Annotated in this window: 17 protein-coding genes; 10 read left to right on the top strand and 7 right to left on the bottom strand. The window is 38.9% G+C overall.

Translation table 11 applies throughout. The features are described from left to right. The first annotated feature begins 162 nt into the window (after positions 1-162). Positions 163-1,389: a class I SAM-dependent methyltransferase gene (locus ACSZOX_RS19045; protein WP_437921778.1), complete on the top strand. Its 1,227-nt coding sequence runs from the start codon at positions 163-165 to the stop codon at positions 1,387-1,389. Between the two features lies 1 nt (position 1,390). Here ACSZOX_RS19045 and ACSZOX_RS19040 read toward each other — a convergent pair whose 3' ends face one another. The 4 genes from ACSZOX_RS19040 to ACSZOX_RS19025 all read right to left on the bottom strand — a co-directional run bounded on the left by ACSZOX_RS19040 (position 1,391) and on the right by ACSZOX_RS19025 (position 8,923). Continuing rightward, the gene (locus tag ACSZOX_RS19040; RefSeq protein ID WP_437921777.1) at positions 1,391-3,472 is read right to left on the bottom strand and encodes a TonB-dependent receptor; all 2,082 of its coding nucleotides are present in this window, start codon (positions 3,470-3,472) and stop codon (positions 1,391-1,393) included. A 107-nt stretch (positions 3,473-3,579) separates the two neighbouring features. Further along, positions 3,580-4,947 carry a BamA/TamA family outer membrane protein gene (locus tag ACSZOX_RS19035; RefSeq protein WP_437921776.1) on the bottom strand — a complete coding sequence of 456 codons (1,368 nt, stop codon included), beginning with the start codon at positions 4,945-4,947 and terminating at the stop codon, positions 3,580-3,582. A 9-nt stretch (positions 4,948-4,956) separates the two neighbouring features. Then, on the bottom strand, positions 4,957-6,924 hold the full coding sequence (locus tag ACSZOX_RS19030) for a DUF3857 domain-containing protein (RefSeq protein ID WP_437921775.1): 1,968 nt from the start codon (positions 6,922-6,924) through the stop codon (positions 4,957-4,959). A gap of 223 nt (positions 6,925-7,147) precedes the next feature. Next, the gene (locus ACSZOX_RS19025; RefSeq protein ID WP_437921774.1) at positions 7,148-8,923 is read right to left on the bottom strand and encodes an ABC transporter ATP-binding protein; all 1,776 of its coding nucleotides are present in this window, start codon (positions 8,921-8,923) and stop codon (positions 7,148-7,150) included. 165 nt (positions 8,924-9,088) lie between these two features. Between ACSZOX_RS19025 and ACSZOX_RS19020 the strand changes: the two genes are divergently transcribed. The 7 genes from ACSZOX_RS19020 (at position 9,089) to ACSZOX_RS18990 (ending at position 14,671) form a co-directional block, all read left to right on the top strand. Next, the gene (locus ACSZOX_RS19020) at positions 9,089-10,162 is read left to right on the top strand and encodes a Leu/Phe/Val dehydrogenase (RefSeq protein WP_437921773.1); all 1,074 of its coding nucleotides are present in this window, start codon (positions 9,089-9,091) and stop codon (positions 10,160-10,162) included. 81 nt (positions 10,163-10,243) lie between these two features. Then, positions 10,244-11,191 carry a transcription antitermination factor NusB gene (nusB, locus tag ACSZOX_RS19015; protein WP_437921772.1) on the top strand — a complete coding sequence of 316 codons (948 nt, stop codon included), beginning with the start codon at positions 10,244-10,246 and terminating at the stop codon, positions 11,189-11,191. Between the two features lie 63 nt (positions 11,192-11,254). Continuing rightward, positions 11,255-11,695 carry a DUF1573 domain-containing protein gene (locus tag ACSZOX_RS19010; protein WP_437921771.1) on the top strand — a complete coding sequence of 147 codons (441 nt, stop codon included), beginning with the start codon at positions 11,255-11,257 and terminating at the stop codon, positions 11,693-11,695. A 62-nt stretch (positions 11,696-11,757) separates the two neighbouring features. Next, complete coding sequence (gene yajC, locus ACSZOX_RS19005; protein WP_437921770.1) at positions 11,758-12,078, top strand: preprotein translocase subunit YajC; 321 nt, start codon at positions 11,758-11,760, stop codon at positions 12,076-12,078. Positions 12,079-12,198: 120 nt separating this feature from the next. After that, positions 12,199-13,122 (top strand): hypothetical protein, encoded by a 924-nt coding sequence (locus tag ACSZOX_RS19000; RefSeq protein WP_437921769.1) that lies wholly within the window; start codon positions 12,199-12,201, stop codon positions 13,120-13,122. A gap of 5 nt (positions 13,123-13,127) precedes the next feature. After that, a complete protein-coding gene (coaE, locus tag ACSZOX_RS18995; protein WP_437921768.1) occupies positions 13,128-13,727 on the top strand; it encodes a dephospho-CoA kinase in 600 nt (199 codons plus the stop codon). Continuing rightward, on the top strand, positions 13,718-14,671 hold the full coding sequence (locus ACSZOX_RS18990; RefSeq protein ID WP_437921767.1) for an MBL fold metallo-hydrolase RNA specificity domain-containing protein: 954 nt from the start codon (positions 13,718-13,720) through the stop codon (positions 14,669-14,671). Before coaE ends, ACSZOX_RS18990 begins: the two co-directional genes overlap by 10 nt. A gap of 224 nt (positions 14,672-14,895) precedes the next feature. On the opposite strand, the gene purH is transcribed toward ACSZOX_RS18990, so the two are convergent. Then, positions 14,896-16,422 (bottom strand): bifunctional phosphoribosylaminoimidazolecarboxamide formyltransferase/IMP cyclohydrolase, encoded by a 1,527-nt coding sequence (gene purH / locus ACSZOX_RS18985; protein WP_437921766.1) that lies wholly within the window; start codon positions 16,420-16,422, stop codon positions 14,896-14,898. Between the two features lie 123 nt (positions 16,423-16,545). On the opposite strand from purH, the gene ACSZOX_RS18980 reads away from it, so the two are divergent. After that, the gene (locus ACSZOX_RS18980; protein ID WP_437921765.1) at positions 16,546-17,721 is read left to right on the top strand and encodes an alpha/beta hydrolase-fold protein; all 1,176 of its coding nucleotides are present in this window, start codon (positions 16,546-16,548) and stop codon (positions 17,719-17,721) included. 130 nt (positions 17,722-17,851) lie between these two features. On the opposite strand, the gene purN is transcribed toward ACSZOX_RS18980, so the two are convergent. Then, positions 17,852-18,427 (bottom strand): phosphoribosylglycinamide formyltransferase, encoded by a 576-nt coding sequence (gene purN / locus ACSZOX_RS18975; protein ID WP_437921764.1) that lies wholly within the window; start codon positions 18,425-18,427, stop codon positions 17,852-17,854. A gap of 114 nt (positions 18,428-18,541) precedes the next feature. Here purN and ACSZOX_RS18970 point away from each other — a divergent pair, with 114 nt between their 5' ends. Then, complete coding sequence (locus tag ACSZOX_RS18970) at positions 18,542-19,027, top strand: peroxiredoxin family protein (RefSeq protein WP_437921763.1); 486 nt, start codon at positions 18,542-18,544, stop codon at positions 19,025-19,027. Between the two features lie 37 nt (positions 19,028-19,064). On the opposite strand, the gene ACSZOX_RS18965 is transcribed toward ACSZOX_RS18970, so the two are convergent. Further along, complete coding sequence (locus tag ACSZOX_RS18965; protein WP_437921762.1) at positions 19,065-20,510, bottom strand: serine hydrolase domain-containing protein; 1,446 nt, start codon at positions 20,508-20,510, stop codon at positions 19,065-19,067. Positions 20,511-20,528: the final 18 nt, after the last annotated feature.

The following is a 20,528-nucleotide window of genomic DNA, read 5'->3' as shown; positions in this document are numbered from 1 at the left end:
TGACTTTTTTATCCAAACGAAAGCCTATTCTGCAAGTGATTTCTAGTCGAAAAATTTTAGACGTAGTTCAAATCTGTTTTGTAGCATTTTAGCTTTTTTGCAATCTCTCTTTTCAGTATTTTTCCAAGGAATATGCAGAGATGTTGAACGGCCGACGTAGTCATGAAAGTTTTTTATCTTTGCGGCAAGACAACGACTATGGACAACCATTCATCTTTTCTTCAAGAAACATACGCTGCTATAGCTGCGCAGGATCTTATTAAACTCTCCTTGGGTAATTACCAAGGAAAGGAACTCGATCTAAAAAATATCTATATCAAATTGGTTGTGATAAAAAAAGTGTGGAAGATGCAATTCACATTTCGATACCGGACAAAAGATATTGCAAAAAACTACGAGTTGTCTGAGGGGAAAGAGCTTCTCAAGTATTATTTGTCGAAGCAAAATTTTAGGGTGGCCACACTTTTTACCGCAGATAAGAATCTTTCCTGTCAACTCAATAAGAACGGTGAATGGTTCTTGAAAAGTGATAAGCCTACAGCTAAAAAGCCGGCTTCATTTGATCATGATAAGGCAAAAGAAAGAAAATTACAACACGACAATAAATATTATCTCCAAGCTTTGCGGTTGACAGATTCCGAAGGAAAGGTATTTAAAAATGCGCAAGATAAGTGGAAGCAGATTAATCATTACATCGAAATATTAAGTTCGATGTTGCAGCAATTACCTCAAAAGGATTTGCTAAAGGTTGTCGATATGGGCGCAGGTAAAGGTTATTTAACTTTTGCACTATATGACTTTTTATGCTATTCCATGCAAAGAAATGTTGCTGTTGTCGGTGTAGAATATAGACAAGATCTTGTCGATCTTTGTAATAAGGTCGCAAAAGAATCACAGTTCGATCAACTTATATTCGAACAAGGTACAATTGATAGCTACAGCGGTAAGGATACAGATGTTTTGATTGCGTTGCACGCATGTGATACAGCTACAGATGATGCCATTGCAAAGGGAATAAAAAGCAATGCTGAATTGATCGTGGTAGCACCTTGTTGCCATAAACAGATTCGACGTGAAATGGAACGTGAAAGAACAGTAAATGAATTCGATTTCTTGGTGAGGCACGGTATATTCATGGAACGTCAGGCTGAAATGTTAACCGATGGCATGAGAGCGTTAATTATGGAGTATTTTGGTTACCAAACGAAAGTTTTTCAATTTATTGCGGACGCCCATACTCCAAAAAATGTGTTGGTCATGGGCATAAAAAAGGCAATTGATCCTAAAAAGCAACAAGAAATTTTAGCTAAAATACGATCCAGCAAAACTTATTTTGGTATTGGCTATCACCATTTAGAAAGATTGATGGGGATCGAAAATCTACTTTAATTTATAACGATATTTTCGCCCCGAGGTAATAATTTCTGGCAGGTGCTGGATTGAAAAAACGATTACCAAAAGCGTTGATGTCATTTCCCAGGCTATAGGATTCGTTGAATAGATTGTCTATGCCTCCAAACACTTGTAGAGCTACCTTTTGCTTTGTCGGTATCGTAATGCCAGCTTTTGTTTGCACCAGGTTATACTTTTTTGCATAAATACTGTTTGCATCGTTTAGTGGTATTTCGGAAACATATTGGTGGTAGACGTTGAGAAAAAGTGAGGCGGGTAGCTGCATGGATAGGGAATTACTGATCGTCCAATCTGGAACCGCCGTTATTTTGTTGCCGGAAAAGTTTCCACTGTCTGTTATGTAGTTGCCGAAGGTGTAAAAATTTCGGGACAGGGCATGGTGGTAACTCAATCCACGGATGAAATTTGTGTTCGAAGGCTTTATGATTTGCGCAAATAAGGATCCTTCAATTCCTTTTTGGTCCATTTCTCCCGCATTGACATACCGCTCCGTATCGTTTTCACCTAGTAGCCGAACAATGCCATTTGTCATTTGGTAACTGTAGGCGGATAGATCAACCATCAGGCGGCGGTTCTTTGTTTCTATGCGAACCCCCACTTCGTAATTTACCCCTGCTTCCGCCTGAAGTTCCTTATTAATTTGATTTCCGGATGGACGAATTTCTGCTAGAGTCGGCGGAGAGTAGCCTTTTGATATCGAGGCCCTGAGGGCGAGTTGATCTGTGATAAGATAAGAGGACGCTAAGCGGGGTATCCAGATCGCATCTAAATTGATTTGTCCGTTGGGATTCTCTTCTACAGGATAATGTCTGGTATAGGCGATGCTTGTTTGGTTTAACCCTATTGAAGCCTCCCATGTCCACTTTTGAGCAATCTTAATCATCGTTCGATAAAAAAAGCTACTTTGTTTGTTGTTCAGGTTATCACTTTCTTGAGCAGTGCCAGCTATGCCTCCTGCATTTTCATAATTATTGATGTCGTTCCAGCCCTTTTGTCCTTCAAAACCTAATTGCATCTGCCATGTGAACTCACTAGATTCTTCGTTAGAAAGAGAAAAGAAGGTGCGTATACCTAGATTCTTTTCATGACGAATTTCATAATTTGTGATAAAAGGATTTTCAAGATTTGTGTTCGATCCGAAGATCATCATCTTGTGCGATAAGTATTTGGATAATTTCGTCTCATGGGCGATACCGCCGTACAACGTTTTGTTGTATATGCCTGCTTTTTGTTCATATGCCCCAGGAGCGGCGCTTGTTGCTGGTCGTGCCTGACGAGGATTCTCTTCGGCTTGTGCAGCCGTTAGTCCTCCTGGTGTACGGTAGCCAAGGTCGGTATAGAGCAGAAATAGTTTAATACGCGCAGCAGACGAATACTGCGATTGCTGAGTTGTTTGAAAGGTTTTTTTGTTTAAGGCTGTATTTACTCTGTAGCCATCAGAACGGAGAAAGGAATGGTCTATTGAAAACTGATACTTGTTGTTGATCTTTCGTTGTATGGATAGTTGCTCCTGAAATAACCCATAGGATCCGCCAGATACCTGCAATGCAGCTCTATTGTCGATGTTTTCAAATCCTTTGGGTTCAATACGGATAACACCACCGGAATTCGCGCCATATAGCGATCCATCGGGACCCTTCAATACATCTATTGATGCTATGGAGAAAGGATCAAGAAGATTAAGATAGGTGTTGCCACCGGCATCAGTAAGCGGAAATTCGTTGACGTATATTTTTACATTTCGAATCCCAAAAGCAGAACGGATTAGGCTCCCCCGCATAGCCAAACGATAACTTCCGGGCGAACGTTCTTCCATGCGAATGCCTGAAACGGTATTGATTGAAGACAGTAAGCTTGTTGTTTGCTGTCTTTGAATGCTGTTTTGGTTTATAGACTGTGCTGACGAGGTAAGTCCTAGCAGTGGTTGTTCGCTAAAATAGGCATGTATGTGAATCGGAGGTATGGAGGTTGAATCCATATCGATCTTATGTTGTGCAAAGGTCGAAAGTTGGGTGGATAGAAAAAAGAAACAGGTGAATAGCTGAAATGGAGATGGCATATACTTTTACTTAATGCTTAATAAAAACGTTGATGATTCTTTTTATAGTCCAGGGCATAAACTTTTGAACGTATGATTGGAGGGCAGAATGAATAATTTTACGGTCATTAGAATGCTTCATTAAGACCTAAGAATAATCCCCTTTGTCCAAAACGGCCAACAGCGTAGTCAATACATAAATTTGTGCGGGTTGCTTTATTGAACAGCAAACGAAGTCCTGTCCCAGCGGCGGGTTGCCACTGCTGGAAAAGTTTAGTCCCAAGTCTGTCATTGGCACTTTGTACATTGGCAAACACCACACCACTTAGAAATTGATTACGAAGGAGCGGAAATCGATATTCGACCTCTGAATAGAAAAAGGAGCTGCCTTTAAAATAGCCATTTGTATAGCCTCGCCCAATTCTAGAATAGGTGTCTTTTCCCGTGCCTGGTAGATCTAGATAAGCTAGATTTCCTCCAACATTGAAAGAACCCCAGTGCCAAAAGGCCAGTACATGGTTGGGACGTCGTTTGGAGAGAGGCCAATATTTACGAAAATCGGTTTGCAGTTGGTAGGACGCTTGTTCACTCCCCATCCAAGTCTGGCTCATCCGTAGAACGATATCCGCATAGATGCCATGATATGCACTATTTGGGTTGTCGCGCGTCATATATTGCCAGTTAAACATAAGTCCGTTGTTATTGTAATTCTCTGATGGGTAATGGGTCAGATTACTATATACTTGAAGTGGTGTTTCTGTATGTTCACCCAAGGTTTTGATATTCCTTTTTAATTCGATGAATACTCCCGCGCCGACAAACATACCCGGCAGAAGATTTTTATAAAGTCTTTCATTTAATCCATACACGGTATACTGATTCACATAACGCGTGCGTTCTGGATTGTTTAGTACTTCTTCCTCTGGAATAGTGGTAGGAATCACATTACCGATGCCCATTCCATAATCTAAAGCAACCATCTTGGCGATCACAAGACCACCTTTTAGATTCCATTTGTTTTGTTTTGTATAGATGTCATGGGCGAGATATCCCACAATAATACCACGTGTTGTATAGTTAATTGCTGTAGCAAAGGTGGACATCGCCGTATTTTCTCGTGGACCGAAGTGTAATCCTCCAACGACTTTTGCTCCTATCTGGAAACCAATACTTGGGTTATAGTTTATGTTCGGAAGAATGGATAAGCCTGATCTTTTTTTATGTACTTTTTCGGTGGTATCGTGCCTTAAAAAGCGACTTATATCTTTAAAACCGTCGCTAATGTCGTATAGATGATCGATGGCAGTTAAGGTATCCCTCGTTGAATTGGATATCGTATCTTTTAATATAATGTTTTGCGCATGCCCACCGACAACAAAAAGCAAGAAAAAGAAAAAAATAGAGTACTTGTACATCATGTCATTACTGTTCTCCCCTTTAAAATAAACAAGGTGGGAGGATGCTTGTTTGCTAAAATAATGCTTTTTGACAAGCATCCTCCACAATTAGTCAATTTTTTCCAAGGTGAAATCGATCTCTTGCTGTTGGATAATCCTTGAGTAAAATTCTTTCAAATGGAAATATTCATCGACAGAGTAGATCGGTTTGTTCAATGCTATTGTCTGTTTGGTGACAAGGCGATCTTGATCTTGTAAAGATTGAGCACTAAATCTCGCGGCTTCTTCGGGTAGTTTAAGACTGACGTTTTTGGGACTTGAAGTCACTTTGTAATTCTTGGGAAGCGCTATATTGGTGGTATGAGTTATCTGTCTCTTTGACCCAAGGTCGACTTGATAAAGACGCTCGTTAAGGTTGAATGGATTTTTTGAGGTTCGTTCTATAAGGATAGGATTGAAGTGAATCAGTCCATTTTGCACTTCATTTCCCATATCGATTTCCATGTCGAATTCTTCAATTAGAAAATCTTCCAAGCTATCAACGTTTCTTAATAATGGATTGTTCATCCGGATAGATGGTCTTTTGGCCTCTACACTCTCGAAGTATTCTTCATGGCTACTGAAGGAAGCTATTTCCGACCGCTTACGTAAGGCGTCCAAACCTTTATACGTGATTGATAATCTTCCTTTTAGTGTAGCTGTGCTGTCGAGTTCGCCAAGGAAAGTGAAACTGAGAATTGATGACTCTTGATTCGTTAATGGAATCCATTCTGATGACTTCTTGGAGTAAATGATACGTCCTTTTTCATTGATACAGCGTAGCGGAAGTTCTGCAAAAGGAGTAAATCTGTCGGAAGCATCTAAGAGAACGGTCTTTCCATCAATTTCGGCGGCAGCGATCACATAGTTGAAATCCGATATGACGGGATGAAGGTTATTCGGAATCCCGTTGTCACGTGTGGAAACCAAAACTGGATAGGTATTTATCGATGCCGTATTTAGAGCAGCTATCAAAGCTAGATTAATATCTCCAATATTTCCACTATGTTTTTCTAAGCTTTCTTTTACGCCATATTGTGCATATTTTCCGTAATAATCATTCCACTTGATGTTTTGTTGAATATAATAGTAAATTGCTTTGGCCCTGTCGGTAGTGGTTGTTTTTCCTGCCAATAATATAGGCAGGATATTTTCGAATACGTCATTTTTTTTGATTTGTCCCCCAAAATACTTTTCAGTAAGCAGCTCTCGATCTACATCACGCCATTCTTTTGTTACTTTTACTTTAGATCCGTTCGTTAGATAGTATTGCTCCAATTCGAAGAAAACAGCTGATTTGTAATTTTTTGGAGCCAACATATAGTCCTCTTCTTGAAAAGAAGGAACGTTGTCCATAATATAAGTAATCTTGGAACAGTCGTTTCTGACCCCATTCAATAAAAAATAAGAACGCAGAATTTCACTTTTGGTATCTGTAAGTTGATAGGGACCTCTTAAAGTGACGCGGTATTGATAGGAGGCAGGCATGATTGCTGTATATTCGCTATGTAGTTTAGGAATGTCCCGTTGGAATTCCCAAGTGCGAAAGTTTAAAACATCGGGAGATGTTAGTCGAAACTGAACATCGATAATTGAACCTTCTTCGACTTGAGGAAGGGTAAATTTAGCTACATGAACATGAGATCTTACTTTATCTGTAAAGAAGGCCTTGTTCGTCATTTCTGTTTCCTGGATGCTATTGTTTTTTATGTTATAAGTCTTTCCCTTGATTTCAGTGATGCTTTCGAAATCACTTCCGTAAGCATATAGGGGAATAGCAAAATTAGCTTCTTCAACACCTTCTTTCTTTAAAATTTTGATGCGAACAAAATAATCATGTACAACCCGGAGTGCATGATCCGCTTCGATCACCTCCAATTGTGTTTTTCCGAATTCCTTCAATACCACTGCATTCGCATCTTGAGCGAGCGCTGGCGTTTCGTCTAGAAAATCTGCAAATGAAATTTTAGGTATACTTTCCTGCGCGGTTAAACCACAGATCCATAGGATGAAAATAATTGTTAATAAATGGCGCATAACGTTGATAATTGTTATGCAATATACATAATCTTATGAATTTGATGGCTTAAAAATATGCATTAGTTGCCTGTAGTAACTAATGTTCTCATTAACTCAAGTGGTTCGTGCTTCTTGCGTATAAAAAAAAAGCAAATGAAATATCTGTAGTTGTTAACCAAGCATACAGCATTTGTCAATTTGATCCCAACTAATAAATGTAGAAAGAACAGTAGAACAAGTACTATTCGGCCTCTAACAATTGTTTTTCGTGCAAATCAAAATATTCACCTTCTAAGGTCATGAGCTCTTCATGTGTGCCTTGTTCCACGATCTTCCCATGGTCCAACACTAATATATGATCCGCATTTTTGATTGTAGAAATACGGTGAGCAATAAATATCGTTGTCTTATTTTTCATTATCCGACTTAGGTTGTGCAATATTTCTTCTTCCGTTTTGGTGTCAACAGCTGAAAGACAATCGTCGAAAATGAGCACTTGTGGATCTTTTATCAAAGCTCTGGCAATAGAAACGCGCTGTTTTTGCCCTCCAGATAGCGTGATACCTCGTTCTCCGATAGCCGTTTCAAATCCATCTTCGAAACCAATAATATTATTGTATACAGCAGCGTCTTTTGCAGCTTGTTCAACTTTAGGCATATCCAAGGTATCCAACCCAAAAGCGATATTTCGGGCAATGGTGTCTGAAAATAAGAATACCTGCTGAGGGACGAAACCGACCTGGACGCGAAGACTTGCTGTCTTCAATTGTTGAATAGGTGTCTCATCAAAATAGATACTACCAGTGTCGGCATCATACATGCGTAACAAGAGATTTGCTAAGGTAGACTTTCCGGAGCCTGTTTTTCCGATAATTGCCAAGGTTTTTCCTTTTGCAATAGTGAAGGACAGATCGTCGATGGCTTTAATTCCTGTTTCAGGATAGGTGAAGTTTAGGTTTTTAACAGTAATATTACCTTCAAGAGTTGTCGTGATTGTACCATCATTGATTTCCGTTTCCGTCTTTAAAAACTCATTGATACGTTTTTGAGAAGCCGCTGCTCGCTGAAATAAAGAAGTAACCCAAGCTAATGACATAGCAGGGAAGGTAAGTTGGTTGACATATAGAATGAACTCTGCAATATTACCAGCGGTTATCGTGCCATTATTTACTTCTATTCCTCCAATATATACCGTGATGATTGTACTAAAGCCTATCAGAAAAATGATTAGTGGGAAGAAGATTGCCTGAACTCGAACCAAGTCAAGAGATACTTTATTGTATATATTGCTTTCTTGTGCGAAGACGCCCATTTTCTGTTCTTCTCGGGTATATGTTTTAAGAACACGAATGCCGGAGAATGTTTCTTGGACGAAAGACGATAATATGGAGAGTTGCCGTTGTATCTTTTCGCTCCGTTGGTTGATAACTTTGTTTACGAAAAGAATAATCGCAGAAAGAACTGGTATCGGCAACAACGAGTAAGTCGCCAATTTTGGGTTGACATCATACATAGCATAAATGACCATAATAGATAATACCACTGTATTAATCGCATACATGATTGCCGGTCCCAAGTAATTCCGTACTTGATTTACATCTTCTGTAGCACGGTTCATCATGTCACCCGTATTATTTTTTCTGAAAAAAGAAAAATCAAGTTGCTGATAGTGGTTGTATATTTCGTTCTTTAAATCGTATTCAATGTGCCTAGATGTTAGAATAATCGTTTGGCGCATAAAGAACAGAAAAATACCTCTTAATAAGGCTAAGACCAGAACGACAAAACCGAAAAAAAGTAGGCTACTTCCAAAAACTTGATACACTAAAGCTTGTCTATCGAAACCATCGTAAAGCCTGTAGAGGTCAATGTTTTCTTTTACCAAGTCAAAAGCTTCTCGTATAACCTTGGCCGGTAGGATACCAAAATAATTGGATATGATAACAAATAGTACGCCTGGGATTAATTTCCAACGATATTTATAAAAGTATTTATTAAGGTATGCCAACTCTTTCATCGGAAGCAAAGGTAAGCGGAAAAAATCAAAAAAAATCTGTTTAAACGAAGGGATATGTCAATAGATTGCAATTGTATAAATTAAGCAAATAATAAAAAGAGGGACTAGGAAATATTTCCTACTTTTGCAGAGATATTCGTAAAACATGCGTACTTATTGATTGCTATGCTAGTAAACAATTCTTCGGTTTTTGAGCAGATGGGCGTTTTAGGCCATCAAAATTTATTTTTCTGTCACGACCAGGCTGTCGGATTACAGGCTATCGTTGCCATCCATGATACGACATTGGGACCAGCTATTGGAGGAGTACGTATGTTACCCTATGAATCTTTGACGGATGCAGTAGATGATGCATTAAGGCTTTCTCACGCTATAACATATAAGGCGTCTTTAGCAGGTTTAAACCTCGGCGGAGGCAGTGCTATTATCATTGGAAATAATAGGACAGACAAGACAGAGGTGTTAATGCGTCGCTTTGGACAATTCGTAGAAGGGCTAAATGGGAATTTTATAGCTTCTACAGATATTGGAACGACACAAAAAGACTTGGAATATATGCTTTCTGAAACCAACTATGTTGCGGGATTGCCGGCTTCATTGAATGGTGGTGGAGATACAACAGTTTTTGCGGCGCGAGGTGTTTTTTACGGAATTAAAGCGGCAATCAAAGAGTTGTATGGCGATGATAGTTTGGCGGGAAGAAAAGTGGCTGTTCAAGGTGTAGGAAGTGTGGGTGAGCAGTTGGTTGGCATGTTAAGAGCCGAGAATGCGCGGGTGTACGTTTCTGATATGACAGAAGAACGCAAAATGAAGATCGCAGCGAAGTACAAAGCCGAGCCTATTACGTATGCAACGAGTTTTGAGTTGGATGCTGATGTATATGCGCCGTGTGCACTTGGAGGAACTGTTAATCCTGATACAGTACCGCGTATGCGTTGCAAAATTATTGCAGGATCGGCCAATAACCAATTGAAAGAAGAGGAAGAAACAAATCGATTACTCAAAGAACACAATATTTTATACACCCCAGATTTCTTGATTAATTCGGGTGCACTGATTAGTTGTTATTCGGAACTGGAAGGTTATGGCAGTGAACGTACCGAAGCTTTGGTGAAAAATATTTATAACGCAACCCGTCATGTGATACAAAAATCGCAGGAAGATCAGATTACTACCTATGAGGCAGCAAAACAATTGGCAGAAAAGCGTATCTTTGACATCAAAAAATTAAAAAGATAACAGGGAGATGTGTATTCATCGACCCAAATTAAAAGTATAATATCGTTCTTATTTATATACAATCGTTCTTTAAATTAAATTATGCTTAATAGAAGGCACCTTCGGGTGAAAGTCATGCAGACGCTATATGCGTTCAGTTTATCAGAAGATAAACATATCAAAGATTTCGAAAAGGCACTCTTGATCAGTGTGGATGAGGTCAATCAAATGTACATATGGACCTTAAATCTGTTGGATGAGGTTGCCGAATATGTCTTGATTGATGCAGAAGGAAGGGCTAACAAATTTTTGCCTACCGAGAAGGATAAGGTGTATACTACAAAGTTGAATAGCAATACCTTTATTGAATCATTAAGACAAAACAGAACATACCTGGAAAATGTGAAGAAATACAACGTTTCTTGGACATTCGATCCGGAGATTGTACGTTCCATTTTTGCAGAGTTGAAAGAGTCTGAAGAATATCTGGCCTACTTAAAGCAAGATGACCGTTCTATAGCTGTAGAAAAGGATATTGTTAAGTATATTTTCAAGAAGATTATATTGAAGTCGCCTGAAATTGAGCAGGTGTTTGAAACGAAATTTATCAATTGGCCGGTAGATAAGGAGGTTTTACAGGCAATGATTGCAAAAACCTTTAAAAATTTCAGCAGTGAAAACCCGGTGCAGAATAAACTAGCTGACTTAACCCCTAATTGGGACGAAGACAGTGAGTTTATTATCGATTTGCTAAAACAGACAATTCGTTATGGTACAGAATACCAAGAAATGATATCTGTTAAAACTAAAAATTGGGAAGCTGATCGTATTGCATTGGTCGATAACTTGCTTATGCGTATGGCTATATGTGAACTGATTAACTTTCCGACAATTCCAGTGAAAGTGACGATAAATGAATATATAGAGCTTTCGAAGGCTTTTAGTACGGCGAAAAGTAATACTTTTATAAATGGTATTTTGGATAAGATCTTAGCGGATCTGACGGATCAAAGACGTATACAAAAGCAAGGCCGAGGTCTGAAAGATTAATAGCCTTCTTGTGCTGACATTGTCGAATAATTGCTTGTAAAAGCTTAAAATAACAATATAAGTATGAACATATTTAAAACTAGTTTAGTTTGTTTGGCAGTCGCCATATTGTCATCCTGCGGTGGTTCAGGCGAACAACAAAATGATGCTACAGATAGTACTGCGGTGGTGAAAGGTGAAAATGACGGTATTGGAAAAATTGAATTTACAGAGTCAGCTTTCGATTTCGGACAAGTGAAAGAAGGGGAAGTGGTTGAGCATAGCTATGAGTTTAAGAATACGGGCACATCGCCGTTGATCCTTAAGCAAGTATCTGCTTCTTGTGGATGTACGACACCGTCTTATACAAAGGCACCAATTCTTCCGGGAAAGACAGGGGAGGTGAAAGTGAGTTTCAATAGCGATGGACAAGTTGGAAAGCAACAAAAGATTGTTACCGTTGTTTCTAATGCAGAAAATGGGGTAACTACTGTGCAACTTAAAGGTGAGGTGCTAGCGAAGTAATTCGCTTAGTACGATGATAACTTACTTTTTTAGTTTTAATTTTTTAATTTTTAATTTTAAATATGATTACAACATTATTACAAGCGGCACCTGGAGGAAGTAATTTGATGAGTTTCCTACCGATGGTTTTGATTATCGTGGTTTTTTATTTCTTCATGATCAGACCGCAAATGAAAAAGCAAAAAGACCACAAGAAATATATTGAGGAATTAGGTGTGAACTCTAAAGTTGTAACCACAGCTGGAATTCACGGTCGTATCGTCGAAGTAAGCGAGTCAACGTTCTTAGTTGATGTGGGTTCTGGCGTTAAAATTCGTTTTGATAAATCTGCGATTGCACTTGATGCTTCAAAAGCAGCTAACGGCGAAGCGGTTAAAAAATAAGTCTTCGTTTTGCATATTCAAAAAGCAGCCGATTCTGGCTGCTTTTTTTGTTTGTGGCGTGATGTCGATAGATGATGTTTTCTTACCTTTGCTTTTATGGCGCAACCCCGGATAAGCAAAGTGAAACGAAGAAAGATTGCAATCTTCTTGCGATGTGTAGGGATATCTTTTGTCGCCTGGTTGCTTTTTGCTGTATCTAGCATACAGGTCTATACAATGAAGGCGGGAATTTCCTACGTAAATATCCCGGAGAAGAAAGCTTTTCACCCTCTACAGTCGGACTCGGTTAGTATAAAGATGAAAATGAGTGGTTGGAAAATCTTTATGAAAAAGATGCACCCCGACACACCACATATACAGGTTGATCTTAGTGGATTGAAAACAAGGAGTTTTATTGTGTTTACGAATCAATTGGGGTATATCAATCGTCAATTTCCATCCGATAATCAAGTGGTGGCGGTAAGTCCAGATACCTTGTTTTTTGACTTTTCCAAACAAACACAACGTAAGGTACCTGTCCGCCCGCTGCACAGCATTCAGTTTAAAAAGCAATATGGAATTATTGGTGATACGAAGGCTAATCCTGAATATGTTACTGTTACAGGTCCCTTGGAAGATGTTGCTAATATAGAATACTTGGAAACAGATACCATTAAAGGTACAAATGTCGGGACAGATATTCGTACGGTGGCTTATTTGAATAAACATCAAAAAAATAATATAACGATTTATCCCACCTTCTCCGAAATAACGATTCCCGTTGGCGAAATTACCGAAAAAGTAGTCGAAATTCCGTTAAAAGTAGAGAATGCATCACGGTATACTTCGGTGCGTACGCTTCCGAGTAAGGTTAAAGTTGCCTTCTTAGTATCGCTTAAAGATTATAATAAATGGACGGCTAGAGATTTTGAGGCTATTGTCGATATGGATAATTGGGAGCAAAATAAAGTACAGAGCCTTCCTGTGATCGTGACTAAAATTCCGGACTATTGCCAGATTATTAGCGTTGAACCGCAGAATGTGGATTTTTTTGTTAGAAGATAGCTACTATGGGATTAAAAATTGGAATAACAGGAGGGATCGGTTCCGGAAAAAGTTATATAGGTAGGATATTTAAGGCTTTGGGAGTGCCATTTTATGATGCAGATGCCGAAGCCAAGAAGTTGATGAATGATAGCCCGATGATCCGAGAAGCACTTATAGAAGCCTTTGGTCAGGAAGTATACGAGGAGGATAACAACCTAAATCGAAGCTATCTTTCTGCACTTGTCTTTAAAGATAAAGAGAAGCTTGCGCTGTTGAATAGTATTGTTCATCCTGCGGTTATTCAGCATGCAGTCGATTGGGCGGATCAACAGCATTATCCCTATTCGTTGAAGGAGGCCGCTTTATTGTTTGAAAGTGGGTCTTTTCGAAACCTGGACTTTACAATATTGGTTACCGCACCCGAAAGTTTACGCATACAGCGTGTAATGCAGCGCGATGGTGTAGGTGCAGAGGAAGTGCAAGCAAGAATAAGCAAACAGATGTCGGAAGATGAAAAAGTGAAATTGGCCGATTTTGTGATCATCAATGATGATTATACGGCTTTGCTTCCGCAAGTCTTAGATCTACACCACCAATTTTTAAAGGAGGATCAATGTCAGTAATTCTTTCCGATTTTCTGGTGAAAACAGAAGAAGGTTATTATTGCCGCTATGGCGATTTTTTTGTGGATGCTATGCTTCCCGTGAAGACAAACCTGATTTCCCATGCACACGGGGATCATGCAACAAATGGCCATCACCGTATGTTTGCTACAGATGCTACATTTGCATTTATGCAGAATAAATTCCCTAAAATGCAAGAGGAAGCCATGGTTGCGGTACAGTTTAACCAGCGTTTTTTTCTCAATGAGGTGGAAATAGAGTTTTTGCCGGCAGGACATATATTGGGTTCTGCACAAATTATGATGATTTTTAGGGAAGTTCGATATTTGTATACAGGCGATTATAAATTGCAGCTAGATACAACTTGTGAACCGCTTGAGTTTACGCATACTGATGTATTGATTACAGAGTCGACTTTCGCAAATCCTGGCATTGTGCATCCCGATGTTAAAACGGAGATTTTAAAACTAAAAGATAAACCAAGTAATATTATGCTTGGTTGTTATACTCTAGGAAAGGCACAGCGTCTAACCGCATTGATAAACGAATTCTTGCCTGAACGGGAGGTGTTGGTTCATCATAAAATGTATCCTGTACATCGGCTTTATGATAAATTAGGGACTGTTCAACTTAAATATAGTTTGTACAATAGAAAGGCTATGAAGGATGGTGCAACAAATAAAATTTATTTGGTACCTCCATTGACATTCAATAGCTATTTTAGGGCGAAAAATGTTTTAAAGGCATTTGCATCTGGTTGGGAGCGACTGCAAAAGCAAAACGATATTGAATTGTATATTTCTGATCATGTGGATTGGAAAGACTTGTTGTATTTTATTCAACAGGTTACCCCGAAAGAAGTATGGACAGTACATGGTGATGGGCGATCGCTACAGTCTCACTTTGCAGGTGAGTTAGTTGTTCGTGATATTTATAAAAATTGATGGTTATAGCATAGTAATCTACAAAACGGTAAAATGAAGAAATTTTTGGAAAATTTGTTTGGAACAGTGGGGCCTAAAAAAGTTGGAATGGGATGTTTGGTCGCAGCAGTCGCTTTTGTTGTTATCTACTGGTTATTAGGTTTTTTATAGGAGTTTTCTTAAAGAAAAAGGGCTGTCTTACTTAGAGGAAAGACAGCCCTTTTTTGTATAACTATGAAAAGTTCTTAGTGCTTAAAGTGTCTTACACCTGTAATAACCATGGCTACTCCTTTTTCATTAGCCATATCTACAGAGAGCTGGTCCTTTATAGAGCCACCAGGCTGTAATACTGCTGCCACACCGGCATCTCCAGCAATTTCCACACAATCTGGGAAAGGAAAAAATGCATCGGAAGCCATTACGCTACCTTTTACTTCAAAACCAAAAGCTTGTGCTTTTTCGATCGCTTGTTTTAAGGCATCGACGCGGGAAGTTTGACCTACACCAGAAGCTATAAGTGTGTTATCTTTCGCAAAAACAATTGTATTCGATTTGGTATGCTTCACAATTTTATTTGCAAAATAAAGATCTGCTAACTGTGTGTCTGTAGGCTGTACTGTTGTTACTGTAGTCATGGACTCAGGTCCTTCTACAGTATGGTCTTTATCTTGAAGAATGACGCCGTTTAACAAGGTCTTAAACTGAGCCGCAGGAAGATCAATAGATTTACGTCTTAAAATGATTCTATTTTTCTTCGCCGTAAGTACGGTTAAAGCTTCTTCAGTATAAGCGGGAGCGATAAGTACTTCAAAAAATAGTGTGTTGATTTCCTCTGCCGTATCTTTATCAATTTCACCATTGGTAATCAACACGCCTCCAAACGCCGATACAGGATCGCAAGCTAAGGCATCTAACCATGCCTGTTTTACTGTTGTGCGAGATGCTACGCCACAAGCATTGGTGTGTTTTAATATTGCAAAAGTTGGATCTGTAAATTCATCAATGATAGCAACAGCAGCATCAACGTCAACTAAATTGTTGTAAGATAATTCCTTGCCGTTGAGTTTGTCAAACATTGCATCCAGATCTCCGAAAAATGTTCCTTTTTGATGTGGATTTTCTCCATAACGCAACGTTTGCGATTGTTGAATCGATTGTTTAAATACAGGTAGAGGAGCTTCTTGATTAAAGTAATTGAAAATAGCCGTATCGTAATGTGAAGATGTATTGAATGCTCTTTTTGCAAATTCTTTACGTTGCTCCAACGACGTTTCTCCATCTTGTGTTGCAAGAATTTGTTCCAACTCTACGTAATCATTCTTAGAAGAAATGATCACCACATCATTGAAGTTCTTGGCTGCCGCACGGATAAGTGAAATGCCTCCAATATCTATTTTTTCAATGATATCCTGTTGCGCTGCACCCGATGCTACTGTTTCCTCAAAAGGATATAAATCGACGATGACTAAATCAATCTCTGGAATTTCATATTGAGCCAGTTGTTGTTGATCACTTTCTAACGGGCGTCTAGCGAGGATACCTCCAAATACCTTTGGGTGTAATGTTTTAACACGGCCCCCTAAAATAGAAGGATAGCTTGTTAAGTCTTCTACGGGAACAACGTCGATTCCTTGCTCACGGATAAATGCTTCCGTACCGCCTGTAGAGTAGAAAGTCACACCGTATTTGTTTAGTAACTGAACGAGGGGAGCTAAGTTGTCTTTGTAATATACTGACACTAAAGCGTTTTTAATCTTAACAGGATGATTCATTTTAATATATTTGGAGCCGCAAAGGTACGAATATCTATTAATAATTTTTCATTTTTCTAGTTTAAAAATAAAAGAGCTTTCTTTCTTCTTTTTGTATCTTTATGTAAACTAAAATTTAATATTATGAGGAAGATTTTCCTGTTCTTTATCCTATGGAGTACAACGACTGCGGGCTATATATCTGCTCAGGAAAATGTAGCGTTTACACCTAAGAAGAGAGTAATATCGCCTGAAGTAAATGACGATAATACGGTTACTTTTCGCGTCTTCGCTCCGCAGGCTTCACAGGTTTATGTGGTTGGAAATTGGATGGATAAAGATGCTGCTGGACAGGCGGGAAAAGCGGAAATGCAACGGCAAGACGATTATTGGATATATAGGAGCCCTAAATTAGCATCTGATCTTTTTCTTTATAACATACAGGTGGACAATGCCATCTGGAGTGACCCACTAAATGTTTATCAAATTAGGGATGTGGGAAATATTTTCAATTATTTTGTGACAGGGGGTGACCAATCTAGCTTATACCAGGTGGCTGACGTTGCACATGGAACGATCGCCAAGCGCTGGTACAATTCCCCGACCTTAGGTATGAACAGACGCATCACGGTTTATACGCCACCTGGTTATGAGATGGACAAAGGTGAATATCCAGTGCTTTATCTATTGCATGGTATGGGAGGTGATGAAGAAGCTTGGCCCTCTTTGGGACGAGTAGCGCAGATCATGGATAACCTATTAGCTGCAGGCAAAATTAAGCCGATGCTTGTGGTAATGCCCAATGGACATGTATCTAATACGGCTGCCCCCGGTGAATCTTCAAAGGGACAATACCCAATAGATTTCTTTACGCCGGATGTGGGGACAGGAAAAATGGAAGAATCTTTTGCTGATGTTATCGGATTTGTAGAAACAAATTACCGTGTAAAGAAGCAGAAAGCGGCAAGAGCTATTGCTGGACTGTCCATGGGCGGTTCACATACCTTATTTATCTCTTCTTATATACCGAATACCTTTGACTATATCGGCCTATTTTCAGCAGCTTTTAGAATGAATGAAAAGGCGGAAAGTCCCGTTTTTGATCAGTTTGAAAAAAATCTAGTGAAACAACGTGACAATGGATATCAGTTGTACTGGATAGGGATGGGAAAGGAAGATTTTTTATATAAGACGGGCAAAGAATATAGAGAAAAACTCGATCATATAAAGATGCCTTATACGTACTATGAGAGTGAAGGCGGGCATACTTGGTCGAATTGGAGAACTTATCTTACACTTTTTTTGCCGCAGCTATTTTAATTCGTAGCTGTTTTGCTATAAAAAGATCTGGACGGATATTTTTTACCTACGTTAATATCGATTAAAGATAGGCATTAAGGGGCTATTTAAGCAATAATAAATAAAAAAAGGGAAGCACGGCTTCCCTTTTTCAGTTGTATTTTTTTAAGAAATTTTCAATCACTTTTGGGAAGTATTGGTGTTCCAATTGCTGTCCTTTGAATTTTATCGTTTCCAGCGTGTCGTCTGCTTCGATCTTAAATTTGGCTTGGTGAATAACTTCCCCTTCATCGAAATTTTCATTTACAAAATGAATGGTAATGCCATGTTCGTCTTCGCCTGCTTCAAGTACTGCCTTGTGTACCCGATCGCCATACATTCCTTTTCCACCAAATTTAGGTAATAAAGCAGGATGTATGTTGATAATTTTATTTGGAAAAGCCTTGAGCAGGTTTTGAGGAACAAGCCATAAAAAACCAGCTAAAACAACAATATCAATATCGAGACGTTTTAATATGTCAACCACTTCATCAGAATCGTAAAACGTCTTTTTGTCAAAAATATGGGATGGTATTTCAAAATTGTCAGCACGTTGTAATACGTAGGCTTCTGGATTATTGCTTAATACCAAAGCGACTTCGGCTAAGTTAGAGTATTTAAAATGCTCCATGATTTTCTGAGCATTTGATCCTGAGCCAGAAGCAAAGATAGCGATGCGTTTTTTCACAATATGAATCTTTTATCTTTTGTTATTGATTTGTAGCCAAATATAGGGTATTTTTCCGATATTTCCGTCGAAATAGCTTTAAGGGAATGTCAATTGCGATATAGGAAAAGAATAATGACAAAAATCAGATTATCTCTACTTTTTATCTTCTTGGTTAATTATTGTTTGGCCCAAAAAGAGTACCAACAACTGCCTAAGATTTCGGGTATATACAATATAGATAATGCCAATAGCTTACTGGCGAAGGCATTGCCAACTACCGGGAAAATAGTTTTTGTTTTTTACGACCCCGGTTGTGGTCATTGCCAACAGTTAGGCAGCGCTTTTTCGAATAAAATAAAAGAGATGTCAGGCCTGTCGCTGTTTTTTATCAGTATGAATGATAAAGAGTATGTGGATGGGTTTATTAATATGTTCGCGAAAAACTTGAAGGGTAGGACCAATGTTTCCTTTTGGAAAGATCCAGGCGTGGAGTTTATCGAAAAGTTTAAACCAACGAATTATCCTGCTACTTATATTTATGATGCAGCAAAACGAACATTGATTGCTTCTTTTCAGGGTGAAAATGATCTGTTTAAAATGCTTCCATTTTTAAAATAAAATGCGGCTTAAAAATAGAAGTTTTCTATACATGAAGCTATTGGTTCGCCGATTGCTCGAGTAGTTTCTCCATCATCTGTACACCGACTTTGTCCACTGATTCTGCTGCATTCGACAACACAACGACAGCTGTCTTTGTATCCGGTGAAATAGCGAGAAACGAACTGCTACCGGCGGTTCCTCCATTATGATGAAAATAAATTAAACCATCCAACATGCTGATGTGCCAAGCCAAGCCGATATCGGTGTTATTCGGCGTGAAAAACGTAAATTCCCTTGTCAATCCCATAGCATGTTGTAATTCCGTTTGAGGCATTTTAAATTCTTCTACAGCGAAGAGCATCATGTCTTTGACATTGGATTTGAGCCCACCAGCTCCAACCATAGCTTTCCAATTCCAAGAAGGGGTCTCGTTACCTTTTTCGTCATAAGCCTTTAGGGCTACTTGTTGTTTTTTTGGATCTGGTTTATCCGTGGTGTTTGTGAGCGATAATGGTGTTAAGATAACTTCTTGTAAAAGTTGTATATAGGGTTTCTTCGTAATGATTGAAAGGAGCTCACCAAGTAAACCAAAGCCTAGATTGCTATATTCATATTCCTCTCCAGGCGTTTTGCTGTTTTTAAAATTCTTTAGAAATGAAAATAATGCTTTTCTATCGTAATTCGCATAGGGATCTTTAGCGTTAAATCCAGCGATTGTATTCCAATTGTCAGCTAACCGTGGTAATCCGGAGGTATGATTGGCCAGCATCTGAAAAGTTATGCCCTTTAATGAAGGATTCGTTGAAATCGAATCCGGGAGAAATTTTGAAATGGAATCTTCTAGATGTATGGTGTTCTTTTTGACCAGATCAGCTAGCAACGTTGCTGTAAAAACTTTGCTGATGGAACCTATTTCGTAGAGGGTGTTTTCGGAGGGGATGGTTTGGTTCCCTTTCTCTGTTTCCCCGTAAAAAAAAGACTTGTACTTGTTGTTGTGAAATATTGCGACGGAAAGCGACTGCGCATTTCCCTTTTTGACATACGTATTCGCTAGAGAATCTATAAAGAAATCAGTAGGATCTACGCGTTCTACATTGCTGATTACTTCGGTTTTATCTTCTTGTTTGCTGACCGATTTTTCTGCAGCTTGAAAGAGAAGGAGGTCGTAGCGGTAGTCTGTGTTTACCTGCAGTTTAGCTTGTAAGGCGTGTTTGGGGAATTGTAATAGGTAAGTTGCCGTGTTATCGTGGAAATCGATTAGCTCTGCTTGTTTAATTTGCCCCAACTGATAGAGGTTATTTAATACAAAAGCCAGTTGGTCGTTGCTGATTTGAGACTTGAAGTTTTCTGAAGATAAGTTGTAAATAGAGTCCGTCATTTTGGTGTTAATGAAGAACTCTATTTTATTGAAAACCGCCTTATTCGTCAACTCGGTTTGGCTTTGCGCTAAACCGATGAAGGAAATCAATGTAAATAGTGTCGTAAGTAAATTGCGTCTCATAGGCGCAAAATTACAGAA

The organism is Sphingobacterium sp. LRF_L2, from assembly GCF_965644235.1.
Lineage (GTDB): Bacteria > Bacteroidota > Bacteroidia > Sphingobacteriales > Sphingobacteriaceae > Sphingobacterium.
Note: the sequence above shows the minus strand (reverse complement) of the source record. Positions and strands in the feature narration are given on the sequence as shown.